This is a genomic window from Prosthecobacter sp. Pr1, assembly GCF_057652315.1.
This window is the reverse complement of sequence record NZ_JBYFBS010000019.1, coordinates 135,084-147,709: the sequence shown is the minus strand read 5'-3', so window position 1 is coordinate 147,709 and position 12,626 is coordinate 135,084. Positions and strand designations below refer to the sequence as shown.

At 58.6% G+C, this 12,626-nt stretch carries 12 protein-coding genes; 3 read left to right on the top strand and 9 right to left on the bottom strand.

Annotated features, from left to right (window positions below):
* The 6 genes from AC24GY_RS24270 to AC24GY_RS24245 form a co-directional block, all read right to left on the bottom strand.
* Nucleotides 1-447 (bottom strand): SIR2 family protein (locus AC24GY_RS24270; protein WP_487688214.1); only part of this gene is annotated, 447 nt, incomplete at its 3' end.
* A gap of 157 nt (nt 448-604) precedes the next feature.
* Nucleotides 605-1,774 (bottom strand): class I SAM-dependent rRNA methyltransferase, encoded by a 1,170-nt coding sequence (locus AC24GY_RS24265; protein WP_487688211.1) that lies wholly within the window; start codon nt 1,772-1,774, stop codon nt 605-607.
* A 459-nt stretch (nt 1,775-2,233) separates the two neighbouring features.
* Nucleotides 2,234-3,229 carry a zinc-binding alcohol dehydrogenase family protein gene (locus AC24GY_RS24260; RefSeq protein ID WP_487688209.1) on the bottom strand — a complete coding sequence of 332 codons (996 nt, stop codon included), beginning with the start codon at nt 3,227-3,229 and terminating at the stop codon, nt 2,234-2,236.
* Nucleotides 3,230-3,487: 258 nt separating this feature from the next.
* Complete coding sequence (locus AC24GY_RS24255) at nt 3,488-4,303, bottom strand: L,D-transpeptidase family protein (RefSeq protein ID WP_487688206.1); 816 nt, start codon at nt 4,301-4,303, stop codon at nt 3,488-3,490.
* A gap of 12 nt (nt 4,304-4,315) precedes the next feature.
* A complete protein-coding gene (locus AC24GY_RS24250; RefSeq protein ID WP_487688204.1) occupies nt 4,316-5,272 on the bottom strand; it encodes a polymer-forming cytoskeletal protein in 957 nt (318 codons plus the stop codon).
* Nucleotides 5,273-5,487: 215 nt separating this feature from the next.
* Nucleotides 5,488-5,853 carry a bactofilin family protein gene (locus tag AC24GY_RS24245; protein ID WP_422320700.1) on the bottom strand — a complete coding sequence of 122 codons (366 nt, stop codon included), beginning with the start codon at nt 5,851-5,853 and terminating at the stop codon, nt 5,488-5,490.
* Between the two features lie 280 nt (nt 5,854-6,133).
* On the opposite strand from AC24GY_RS24245, the gene AC24GY_RS24240 reads away from it, so the two are divergent.
* Genes AC24GY_RS24240 through AC24GY_RS24230 form a run of 3 tightly spaced genes read left to right on the top strand, consistent with a single transcriptional unit; the run spans nt 6,134 to nt 9,216 of the window.
* The gene (locus AC24GY_RS24240) at nt 6,134-7,279 is read left to right on the top strand and encodes a beta-ketoacyl synthase N-terminal-like domain-containing protein (protein WP_487688200.1); all 1,146 of its coding nucleotides are present in this window, start codon (nt 6,134-6,136) and stop codon (nt 7,277-7,279) included.
* A 46-nt stretch (nt 7,280-7,325) separates the two neighbouring features.
* On the top strand, nt 7,326-8,105 hold the full coding sequence (locus AC24GY_RS24235) for a glycosyltransferase family 2 protein (protein WP_487688197.1): 780 nt from the start codon (nt 7,326-7,328) through the stop codon (nt 8,103-8,105).
* A 7-nt stretch (nt 8,106-8,112) separates the two neighbouring features.
* The gene (locus AC24GY_RS24230; protein ID WP_487688194.1) at nt 8,113-9,216 is read left to right on the top strand and encodes a glycosyltransferase family 4 protein; all 1,104 of its coding nucleotides are present in this window, start codon (nt 8,113-8,115) and stop codon (nt 9,214-9,216) included.
* Between the two features lie 41 nt (nt 9,217-9,257).
* Here the strand turns inward: AC24GY_RS24230 and AC24GY_RS24225 are convergent, their stop codons facing one another.
* The 3 genes from AC24GY_RS24225 to AC24GY_RS24215 are packed head-to-tail and all read right to left on the bottom strand — an operon-like array spanning nt 9,258 to nt 12,625.
* A complete protein-coding gene (locus tag AC24GY_RS24225; RefSeq protein WP_422320704.1) occupies nt 9,258-10,484 on the bottom strand; it encodes a type II secretion system F family protein in 1,227 nt (408 codons plus the stop codon).
* 42 nt (nt 10,485-10,526) lie between these two features.
* Nucleotides 10,527-10,985: a hypothetical protein gene (locus AC24GY_RS24220; protein WP_422320705.1), complete on the bottom strand. Its 459-nt coding sequence runs from the start codon at nt 10,983-10,985 to the stop codon at nt 10,527-10,529.
* Entirely contained in the window at nt 10,982-12,625 is a 1,644-nt protein-coding gene (locus AC24GY_RS24215) for a hypothetical protein (protein ID WP_487688191.1), read from the bottom strand. The genes AC24GY_RS24220 and AC24GY_RS24215 overlap by 4 nt, the downstream gene beginning before the upstream one ends.
* Between the last annotated feature and the right edge of the window lies 1 nt (nt 12,626).

Below are 12,626 nucleotides of genomic sequence, written 5' to 3'. Positions count from 1 at the left end.
ATGCATTTTCACTATGTTTGAAGCCATTCGCCCAGCGTGAAATGGCATCTGTAATTCACCAACTAAAGACCTGAACGGCCTAGACTTAGCAAGATACGCATCTTCGAGCAAAAGATCGAAGTTTGTTGTATACACGGTTTCGAAGGGAAGCATCACAAATGCCTCATGAGCCTTTCCGGGTTTTGCAACTTCCCCGTGTAATGATTTTCGTATAGCGTCAATCAACTGAACACGTCCAAATTTACGTTCATAAGATTGGGCAATATTTGGAGGATCACCTCTCGAATTTACGTGCGCTTCTTTAGCTAACGCCAGCGCCAGTTCTTTCCAATCAGGCATAGTCAGGCCAGATGAAAGACGGGAGTTTTTAGAAAAGCCCGCGCCAATAAAAGGAAGGCATCGCCCCTCGGCAATATCCTTGATTAAAGGCTCGGGTATTGAAATCATAAATTATAAAGTTGGATTCGATTTAGGAAATGGCAGGCTAAATCTTCGGCTGCTCTAATCGTGGGCCTCACATTTCAAATTCAGCATTCTGAATTGTCGATCGCTCTCACACTATTATCAGGACCAGTGGAGGCACAAAATTAAACAGTGCCGCGCCTCACCAGCTCGCCACCACCTCATACGCATACCCGCGCAGATACTCCGTCTCCGGAATCGTCGCCAGAATCGGATGATCCGGCCGCTGCGTGTACGTCGTCACCCGCCGCAGCGTCTTCTTCGCATCCACCGCCGCATCCGTGATGCTGCTGTGAAACTCCTCCGCACTCACATGGTGCGAGCACGTGAATGTCGCAAAGATCCCGCCCGGCTCCAGCATCTTCATCGCCCGCAGGTGGATCTCCTTGTACCCCCGCAGCGCATCCCTCACGGAACTCTTCGTCTTCGTGAACGACGGCGGATCCAGGATGATCAAATCATACCTCGCCGCCGCCGCCTCGTTCCGCTTCAGGAAATCAAAGCAGTTCTCCGCCACGCAGTTGATCTGCACCCCTGCAATCGCCGCATTCTGCCTCGCCACCTCCGTCGCCTGCTCGCTGATGTCCACCGCCGTCACCTCGCTCGCACCCGCCAGCGCGCAGGCCTGCGCAAAGCCACCCTGATTGGAAAAACAGTCCAGCACCCGGCGGCCCTTCGCCAGAGCCGAAACAAGCTGGTAGTTGTCCAACTGATCCAGATACAGCCCCGTCTTCTGCCCCTCCAGCAGATCCGCATGAAACGCGCTGCCCTGATGCCGCACCACAAACGGCTCCGGCATCTCACCACTGATCACTCCCTTGATCTGCTCCATCCCCTCCGCCTTGCGCACCGCACCTTCATTGCGCTCCACGATGCCCCGTGGCTTCAGCACATCATTCAGCGCCTGCACAATCAGCTCCTTGCGCAGATCCATCGCCAGCGTCAGCGTCTGCACCACCAGGAAGTCACCATAGCGATCCACAATCAGCCCCGGCAGCCCATCCGACTCGCTCCACACAATGCGGCACAGATTCAGATCCACCCCGGATGCCTCGCGCACCTTGATCGCCCGCTGAATCCGCCGCGTGAAAAAGTCCAGATCCAAATCCTGACGCCGGTATGAAAACAACCGCGCCGAAATCTGCGACGCCGGATTGTAAATCGCACTCCCCAGCGGCTTCCCCCTCACATCCTGCAGATGCACCACATCCCCCGGCTTCGGATCCCCAAACCGCTTCTGAATCTCCGTCGCATAAACCCAAAGGTGACCGTGAAAAAGACGCGCGCGTGGCTGGACAGTAAGAGTAGGCATGGTTGTCGGGAAGGGGAGTGAGGTTGATAAACAGATCTGAACGGACGGTACAGCGCTCACGCCAAATGACGAACAAGTAAATCCGAGCCGAGCGGAGCGAGCCTGACAGCTATAGGCTGCCTCGTAGGGGTGAGCAAAGCGAATCAATGTCGAAGCAATGCCAAAGCCCCAAAGACCATGAACCCAGCACCAAGATCACATATCTTTCCGTGAAAAACCGGCGCTGACATCACGGACGCCCTGAAAATTTGGCAAAGGAATGGATTGGCAGTGGAATGGATTTTTCCGGCATTCCTTTGCCACAACATTCCTTTGTCTAAAACAAGGCTCACGCAACCTCACGGACGCCCTGATTGGCTATGGAATAAATGCTTCAGTTCATTCCTTTGCTTGTCCATTCCATTGCTAAAAATCAAGGCTCTAGCAGGCTCCATCTCCAATAATAACAGGACTCCGCCTTCATCCTGCTTCAAGCCTCACCACCGCCTTGATCACCCTCGAGTCCGGCAGCAGCCACGCATCCATTTGAATGGGCAGCTCCCCAAACTCACACCGGTGACTGATCCACGGCCTCGTATCAATCTGCCCCGACTGAATCATCCCCAAAATCCTCGGGAAATCCGCCGCCACCGCATTCCGGCTCGCAAACAACGTCAGCTCCCGCCGGTGAAACAACGGATCATCAATCATGACCGGCTCCTTCGTGATTCCCACATACACAATCCGTCCCGTGAACCGCGCATACCGCAGCGTCCCCGCCATCGATCCCGCGTGCCCCGTCGCATCAAACACAATCTGAAACGCCGCCTCATCCGGCAGCGCCGCCACCACTTGGACACCCGGATAATTCTGCTCCACGAAAAGCCGCCGCGCAGGATTCAGCTCCAGCACCGTGATCGCCGCTTCAGCCGCCCGCGCAAACTCCAGCACCGTCAGCCCGATCGGCCCCGCGCCAATGATCAGCACATCATCGCTCGGCGCCACCTGCGCCCGGTTCACCGCATGGCACCCGATCGCCAGCGTCTCCACCAGCGCCAGTTGTTCAAAGTCCAGCGCATTACACACATGCAGCTTGTGCGCCGGCAGCACCATCCGCTCCCGCATGCCCCCATCACAGTGCACCCCCAGCACCTGCAGCGTCTCACAGCAGTTCGTGCTCCCACGCAGGCACGCATGGCACGTCCCGCAGTTCAGATACGGCTCCACCGAGCACCGATCCCCCACCTGCAAATGCGACACCCCATCACCCACCGCCAGCACCTCCACCCCCAGCTCATGCCCAAGAATCCGCGGAAACTCAATGAACGGCATCTTCCCCAAGTACCCGCTGAAATCCGTCCCACAGATCCCAATCGCCCGAATCCCCACCACCGCCTCCCCCGCACCCGGCGCCGCAGCCTCCGGCAACGTCGTCCATTCAAAAGTCCTGGCAGCAGTAAGAGTCAGTGAGCGCATAAAATGAATAACGGAGGATAGGGCGTCCCGCCTGTCAGGTCGAACACCGAATAAAATCCCCTTCAAAAAATTCCACCCCCATCATCCCACCGCCCCCGTCCTTTGGGTCCTTTCCGTCCTTTAAGTCCTTCTCTCTCTACCGCTCCCACTCCACCCACCACCTCACCTCCGTCCATCCTTTAATCCTGCATCCTGTTAATCCTGTCTATCTCCCCACACTCCCACCACAAACTCTCCGCTATCTCCACCGCCACACCCTCACCTGACCAAATACTTCCCACCCTCAACCACGACTAGCGGCAACCGCTTCTCCCTCTCAAACACCTCATACACCGGCACCAGCTCTTCCCAAAAACCTCGGTGCGCCTCCTCCTCACTCCCCATCCGCTCCCCCGTCATCCGAAACGGAAAACAATGCACCGCCACACTCCCTCCTCTGGATACCGCCGCCTCCACCACCAAATAAATCTCCTCGATCACCGTATCCGTCATCGCAAAGCACCCCACGCTGCACACATCCCCGTGCACCATGATCAGGCTCCCCGTACGCTGCTGCGCCAGGTCATACGCATTCGGATACCCGATGTTAAACGCCAGATGGTAGCTGCTGGCAGGATTCAGCATCTTCTGCGTCACACTGTAAAAACCCTCCGGCGCCTGCAGGTCCCCCTCACGCGTCTTCGGCCCCAGCGTGCCCGAAAAACACGCGATGGGATAAGTTCGAAACAGTGTCCATTCGCCCGAGCCCCCCTGCAACCACAGCTCCAACTCACGACTCTCCTTGAAGATCCGAACGAACGCCGGCTGACCCAGCGCACACTTCCGCGCCGCAAGCTCCTCATGCAGCTTCGGCACCAGCCGCGCACGCACATGGATCATCCTAGCCCCGGCATCCATGCGGCGCCATTCTTCCGGCGGAGGCGGCGCAGGGTAGGGCAGAGAAAGGGATTCACGCGTGACCATTGGCTGGGCGTAGTTGAGCCAGGAACGAACAACCTTCAATGAACCCGCGCGCATCGCGAGAATGCGCGCGGCCACCAGTGCGACCAGGAGCAGCAGCAGGCGCTTTTTCATGGCGCAGCCGAATCAGGCCACAGGCGGCGGCACTGTCGGAGGCGAAAGAGTAATCTGCTTGCCGCGCACAATGTTCATCGCGCCATTCAACTCACCTCCCGGTTCGATCGACACCGACCGCGCAGTCACATCCCCATTGATGGAGCCGTTGCTGCCGATCAGCACCGGACCCGTGCTGTGGATCGTTCCCGTGAGACGTGCCTGAATCTCCACATCCGTGGCATGCACCGAATTGAGGAAAGCCACATCCGCACCTTTCTCCACCACAAAGCGCTGGCAGTGAATTTCACCGATGATGCTGCCCGTCGTGCGGAAAGTCGCGTCACCCGAGCACGTGACATTCGCCTCGATGATGCCATGGCACTCAAGGTCCCGGCACTGCACGCTGCTGGCCGAAAGCCTGCCGCGTTTGCGGATCAGCACATTGCCGCGCGTCTTGATCGGCTGCGTGGAGGTCATGTTGATCTCCACATCTTCCAACGAAATATAAGCACCGCAGGCAGGGCAGTTCGCAGACTTGGCCGAGCGACCGGTTTTAAACTTATGCCCGCAGTCAAAGCACTCCGCGTCTTTGAAATACTGGTTCCGGTACATGCCCTGCTCCTTCATCTTCTGCAGAGAGGTCGCCGTTTGCGGCGCAGGGGCGGGCGTGGGGGGCGGGGAATTGGACTGCGGACGGCGCGCGGCCGTCGGTTGATACTCCGCAGCAGCACTCACAGGTGCGGCTGCGGTGGTGGCTGCTTCAGTCGGAGCAGGAGCAGCGGCAGGGGCGGGAGCTTCGGCAGCCGCAGCCGCCGGGGCAGCCGCAGGCGGCGGCAGATTCTGACTCTGCAAAAACGCACCAAACCCATCCGCAGCCGTCGGCGCGGGCTCGGGCGGTGGGGCTGGGGGTGCTGCAGCAGGCTTGGCTTCCGGTCCTTTCACCGCCGGGCTCGCCGCTTCCGGGACTTTCTCCCAGGAATCGTTCATGCCCACACCGGAGCGCGTCACCGCCGATGCAACCACGCGGCGTTTTTCCACGGTCAGGTGGACCCCGCATTTTTTACAAAAGGTGGAAACAACGAGGCGCGGCTCATACTGAGCCGCGCCACAAGAAGGGCACACCACTTCGATTTGATTCTTAGGTGGCGTGGGAAGGATGCTGGTCTTCGTGCCGAAGAACCGTCCGAACACTCAGGTAGGAGTTAAGATTGTTTAGGAGCGCCGCCGAAAGCAGGCTTGGTTTCTGCCTTTTTACCGACCTGGGACTGACCCATGAAGGTGGCGCCTTCTTCGATGGCAAGGGTGCCTGCGGCGATGTCGCCGACCAGGATCGCGTTGCTCTTGAGTTCGCAGCGCTCAGCAACAGTGATGTTGCCTTCGACTTTGCCGAAAATGATGACGGAACGGGTTCTGACTTCGCCTTTGATCAGGGCGTTTTCACCCACGGTCAGGCTGCCGTCGGAAATGACTTCGCCTTCGATCTTGCCGTCGATGATGAGGTCGTGGGAAAACTTGATGGAACCTTTGATTTCGACGTCGTTGGCGAGAACGTTTTTACTGGTGGTCATGACGGGAGCTTGATGTGAGCGTTGGGGTTGTGCAGCGGGAGCGGATGCGGTGGAGAGAATCGGTGCGCGTTCGGCTGCAGGAGCCGGTGCGTGTGCCTCAGAACGCCTGTCTTCCTTGTGCCCTTCGGGTTGTCCAATGATTTGCCTTAACATGAGGTTCAAAATATAGCTGGTTATTAAGTTGAGTGTCAATCTTCGGCTTGCTTATTTTTTGTCAGTTTGCTGTAAAGGTTTCAACGAGTTGGGTTGCGCCGGGGTGGTTTTGGGGCTGTATCGTATCATGATGGAAAATGTGTTCATCACAGCCGTGGAGACGGCCTGTGTTCTTGGCTTGCGGACGGAGGAGTGCCTGGACGCGCTGCGTGAGCGGCGCGGCGGTCTGGCCCTGTCCTCATGCTTGCCAGGCGCGGGCTTTGCATCCCTCCCTGTGGGCGCATTTCCTTCACCCGAACTGGTGAAAGGCCGTCGCTATGGCGCAGCCAGCAATGCAGCCGTGAAAGTAGCCGCAGCTGCCATGCGCCGCGCAGGCTGGACCCTTGCGCAGATCCGCGAGACCTGGCTGTACGGTGCCAGCAGTCGCGGCAACGCAGGAGAGATACTGGGGTTAAATGCATGGCGCAGACCGTTACGCAAGTTCAGTGCCAGCAACACCATGCACTGTGAAATACCTGCCGCTGTCAGCATCGAGCTCGGCATTCACGGCCCATGGCAGATGATCTCCAACGGCTGCTCCTCCGGTCTCGATGCCCTCGGCATGGCCTGGATGGCCGTCGCCAGTGGCGTGGCCCCGCGTGCGCTCGTCGTTGCCGTGGATCTCCCCCTCATCACCGCCCTCCTGCAAGATTTCCAAGACACTGGCCTCCTTTCCACCAACGGCGTCAACGATCCCTTCTCCCCTCAGACCAGCGGCTTCTTCCCAGCCGAAGCCGCCGTGGCCGTCACCCTGGAACGCGATGCCTCAGGACTGTGCCGCCTCGAACATTACGCCGCCAACAGCGACGCCTACGACACCCTCATGATCCCCGATGACGGCGGCGGCATCGAATCTTGCGTACGCACCGCCTTGCAATCAGGCGCTCCAGAAACAGTCGTCGCCATCTGCCCCCACGCCACCGGCACCCTCAACCACGCCCGCGTCGAACCTCCCGCCCTCCAGCGGGCACTGGATGGCAGACAAGTCCCTCTTCTTCCCCTCAAGCCCCAAACCGGCCATACCCTCGGCGCCAGCGGCCTGCTGGACGTGGCCCTCCTGGCCGCCTGCATGGCCGACCACTGGCTCCCCGCCACACTCCCCGGCCTCACCCCACCCGCCTGCGGCCTGCCCTTGATCGAATCCCCCCTCCAGCTCTCAGCAGGCGACCGCGTGGTCAAACTCGCCTCCGGCATGGGCGGCCACAATGCGGCGGTGTCCCTGTCAGTCGTGTGATTCCGTGCTTGGCACCGGCGGTGGATTCGCGAAAGTCGCCCACCGCATGACCCGCCTGCCGCTTTCGATTTCCATCATCTCCCTTAATGAAGAGGCCAACCTGCGCCGCTGTCTCGCCAGCCTCGGAGATCTGGCTCAGGAAATCGTGATCGTCGATTCCGGCTCCACCGACCGCACCGCCGAAATCGCCGCCGAGTTCGGCGCGAAGTTTATCCATCAGCCCTGGCTCGGTTACACCGCCCAAAAAAACCACTGCCTCACCCTTTGCTCTCAGGAATGGGTTCTGGCGCTCGATTGTGATGAAGAACTCACCCCCGAATTGCGGAATTCGATACAAGATTTCTTCGCTCGTAACGACGACCAACGCTTCGACGGCGCCTGGATGTCACGCCTCGTCTGGTTCATGGGCCGCTGGATTCATCACGGCGACTGGTACCCAGATCGGAAAATACGCCTCTTTCGACGCACGAAAAGTCAATGGGCTGCAGATGGTGGCGGACAAGTGCATGAGCGGCTGGAAGTGGCAGGACCCTGCACCACGCTGAAAGGAGACCTCCTGCATTACTCCTTCAAGAACATCCAGCACTACCTGGTGAAACACGTGCAGTATTCCAGCGTCTTTTTGCAGACCCAGGCAAGCAAAGGCAAACGCTGGTCACTCCTGCACACCTTGTTCCGTCCCTGCTGGCGCTTCACTCGCGCCTATTTTCTAAAACTGGGCTTTTTGGACGGCTTCCCAGGCCTGTGGATCGCCGCCGCCACCGCGTTCTTCACCTTTGATCGCTACAGCCGGATGTATGAAAGCGCAGCGGAGGGTAGGAAATAGCAAACGGATGAAACTGGCTCTCATCCATCCGCAAATCATCCGCGGCTCCGGTGTGGAAAACTTCCTCATCGAATTCGCCAAACGCCTCGCCTCCGCCGGCCATGAACTCACCTACATCACCTCCCTGACCACCCCCGAGATCGGTGCCCTGCTGCCCGGCCGCTGGGAACTTCTGCCCCGCCTGCGTGGTTCAGCCACCGCACGCATGTGGTACTTCAACCGTCTGGCCCCCCGTGCCGCCCAGGCGGCGGGTGTGGATCTCAGTATCGGTTTTGGGCGCACCACGTTGCAGGATGTACACCGCAATGGCACTGGGTGTCATCGGCTCTATGGGAATCTGCTGCCGTTCTGGCAGCGCTACAGTGTGAAGCATCTGTTTGAACTGCATCTGGAGCGCCGGCTTTATGCAGGAAAGGGGACTGCGAAGTTTGTCTCCAGCTCCGCCCGTGTGGCGGCGCAGCTGCAGGGTGTTTATGGCACCGATGGCGAAAGTTTCCGCATGCTGTCGCCACCGGTGGAGACGCAGCTTTTTCGACCGGCGGAAAATCGCGCCAACACCCGTGAAATCTACTGCCGCAAACTGCAAACGGATGCAACGAAGCCCGTGCTGCTGTTTGTTTCGCTCAGCCATCGTCGCCGCGGACTGGAGCCTTTGCTGGAGGCGATGGCTCAAATTGACGCCACGCTCTGGATCGTGGGCAAGAGCCTGAGTCCCGGCATGCGTGACAAGATCAAGCGTCTGGGCATCGCCTCACGCATCCGCATTGTGCCGGTGACGAGCAACCTGGTGGAATTTTACCAGTCGGCGGACTGGTTTGTGCATCCCACGCAGTATGATGCGTTTTCAAACACCGTATTGCAAAGCATGGCGTGTGGGCTGCCGGGAATCATCTCTGTCATGGACGGTGCGGTGGATCACGTGCGCAACGGCGAGAACGGACTCATGCTCTACCACCCGCAGCAGGCCCGGGAACTCGCTGCCCGCATTCAGGAGGCGCTGGCCTTTGATGCCACAACCTGGCAGTCGCTTTCCACCGCTGCACGGGAGACCGTTCTCCCGATGACGTGGGAGAGACACATGCAGGAGTGGGCCGAACTGTTCGAAGAATAAAATTGATGCTCCGCTCGTGAGCGGAGCACCGGGGTGAGTGACTACTTCTTCTTCAAGATAACGTCACCGAGGCTGAACATGGGGCCGTAGATGGCGTAGATGAGGAAGCCGACCATGACGCCGAGAATCAACATCGTGAGCGGTTCGATCATCTTGTCGAGTGTGGCGGCGAGGTTGTCGAGATCCTCCTCGTAGTCGTCGGCGATTTCGGAAAGCATTTCGGTGCCGGAGCCGGTTTCGGAGGCGAGTTCAATGAGGCCGCAAAGATTGCGGGCATCAGGTCCGAGCCAATGTGATTCCATGAGGAAGGCTTCATGCAGCGTGCGGCCGACGGCGATGTGCTCGCGCAAGCGGACGAACAGCTCCTTGTAATGGTAGTGCCAGCTGGCCTGGGCGGTGATGTCGAGCGCGCTGCTGAGGCGTACGTTCGATTCGGTGAGCATGGCCAGGGTGCGGAAGCCGGTGGCTGCGGCTGATTTGCGCACCAGAACTCCGACGACGGGGATCTTGAGGAAGAGATCCTGCATGGGCCGCAAGGCGGCGATTTTGCCCCAGTTGGAAAAGAAGATGTACAGACCAACGAAGGGCAGGATGGCCAGATAAGGTCGGTGAAGGAAAAGGTCGGAAAGGGCGATGAGTACTTTGGTGCCCATCGGAAGCTCGGTCTTGAACGAAGCGAAGAGCTTGGCCATGGCAGGCACGAGCGTGAAGCTCATGACGATGACGACACCCACGCCGAGGACGATAACCACGGCGGGATAGATGAGCCCGCCCTTGAGTTTCTTGATGACCTTGGAGGATTTTTTCTGCGAGACGGCGATACGTTTGCAGACCTTGGAGAGCTGACCGGCTTCTTCACCCGCGAGGATGAGCGAGAGCATGTCATTTGGAAACAATTTGGGGAATTTCGCGATGGCATCGCTGAATTTATCGCCCACTGAGATGGCGTGGACGACCTCGGCGATCATGCCTTTGTAGGTCGCGGATTTGACGCGGTTGGTCTGGAGCAGCAGCGATTTGGTGAGCGAGATGTTGCGCTCAAGACAGCGGCCGAGACCTGAGAAGAAGGCGGCGCTGTCATCGGTGTTGGCCTTCGGGCTGGTCAGGCGGTGAAGCTTTTCATCAACGCCGGTGATGGTCTGAACCGTGGTGGTTTCGTTCTGGGCGACTCCGGCGCCGATGAGGGCTTTTTCATCGGTGTCCGTATCCACCAGGGCTTCGGAGGATTTGCCGGAATGAACGTTGGTGATTTTGACTTTTTTAAGCATGGCGCTGAAGGCTGGGAGATTTCAACATGGCATCTGCGGCTGTCATGGCGGAGGGGTGCGGAGATCCGTGACGAGATGCGGGCGGTAGGCGGTGAGGGTGAAGGAGGCTCCGGCGGCTTTCGTGGAGGGATTCTGCGAGATGTTCACGATGGCGGTGCAGAGGGCCGTCTCCATGACGACGCCGTTGACGGTGGTGAGACCATTTTCAACCAGCGCCGGATTGTTGAACATGGCCTGCTGAAGAATGGTATTTTGTGCCAGAGATGGCATGAGCGCGGTGATCTGCACGGAGGAGAGGCCGAGCTGCCAGAGCCGCACGGTGTTTTCCTGATAATTGCGTGTGATGGCGACCCGGTTGGCAAGCTCCTCCTGCAGCATGAGCGTGGAGGAGAGGCTGACCATGGCGGTGGTGCCGATGGAAATGATGCAGGCGGCGGCAAGCACCTCAATAAGGGTGTAGGCTGCGCGCTGCGCCCGCTGGATGTGCTGATGAAGCTTCATGGCGGTGCGACGGGGAGGAAGTAGGATTCAAGCCAGGCATCACGTGGCAGAAAGGTGGCGAAAGCGGGGCCGCCATTGGTGGCGGCAGGGACGGTGGGGTCGCTGTCGCTGGTGAAGAGCAGGCGGCCCGGATTGGTGCCACCTGCGGAACGCCGTTTGAAAGTCCAGTTGGTCATGACTCCGCCGATCCAGCGCACGTTTTGCGTCAGATTGGAGGGCATGTTGAAAAAGAGGGCGGTGTATTCGTTCACCAGCACGCTGCGCCAGCGAAATTCGGTTCCCCCGATGGGGTTGTTGACCCAGGAGAGTTCGATTTTAGGCGGGTCATAATTGATGGGCATGGTATTCTTAAAGGCCAGCACATGACGCCGGTTGTTTTCGCGTTCGAAACGTATGTCTTTCACCATGGATCCGCCGCTATAACTAATCGTGATGATGACGGGCTTGAGGGACGCGGCGTTGTTAAATGCAGTAGCATTACTCTGGCCTACGAAGATGATCTGATTCAGCCCCCCCGCAGTGATACGCATGTTTTTAAGATACTGGCTGTCGAGCTTGATGAAGAGCACCTTCCACTTGGCCTTCTCGTTGCCGTAATTTTCATAGTCCGATGGCGGGTAGGTCGGCGTCGCTTGTTCGGCGATCCAGTACGCTTCCGTGGCGGAATTAAAAACGCCAGGGGAGTCGATGGTGATGGTGGGGGTGCGTCCTGCAGCAGCCTCGCGATCCTGGAAGTGCCATAGCGAGTTGTCAGGGTTGTTGTCATTGTGCACGACATTGAGGTAGCCGAGATAGCTGCTGGTTCCGGTGCTGTCTATGGGGCCGGTGGTGCTGGGCACCACAGGCATATTAGAGGGTAGAAGCGCTTTGCCGTTCAGGTCGGTGCCATAGACGGGGTACCGGATGGAAGGAGGTTCCAAAGTCGAGTGGTACTGTATGTAGAGAGATTTAGTGAGAAACGGCAGCTGCAGCGGACTGGGGGTGGAATCGACGAACAACGAATCCGGAGCATGGAGGACAGTGCGTCCCAGGACAGTCCAGTTTGCATTCTGAACTCCACTCCTAGAATCGTAAACGTCCAAGGCAGGCATTTTGACACCAGGGGGAGGATCGGGTCTGCGATAGATGCAGAAGACGTCCCCATTGAGAACGGGCGGCATGGTTTTGAGAAACTGCCATGAGTTGTAGTCATCAATGTTGCCCGCGAGACTGGCATCGGGTCGGATGAACTGCTTCACATCAATGTAGGTGGCGCCGGGGCGCAGTCCGGTATGATTGAACGGGAACACGGTGGTCATGCCTCCTGCGGTGCTGCTGGAGGTGTACACATTGAGATTGTTCCAGCCGTTCTTGGTGTTGAATCCGCCAATGCCGCTGCCGAGCATGGTGTTTTGACTGGCGGGCAGGGTGTTGTTGGGGTCAAAGGCCTTGCTGGTGATGCACTGCCAGGCGAGGAGACGGGAGCTTTCGATGCCGATGTGGCGTTTGCAGACATCTTCCAGATAACTGACCTGGGAGGCGCGTGTGCTCATGAGCGTGACCCAGGAGGTGACAAAAATGCCGCCGACAATCATGAGCATGAGCGCCGCCGCCATGAGGGCGCCGCGCGTGCTGCGATGAGGATGTCTGGTGATGCGCATG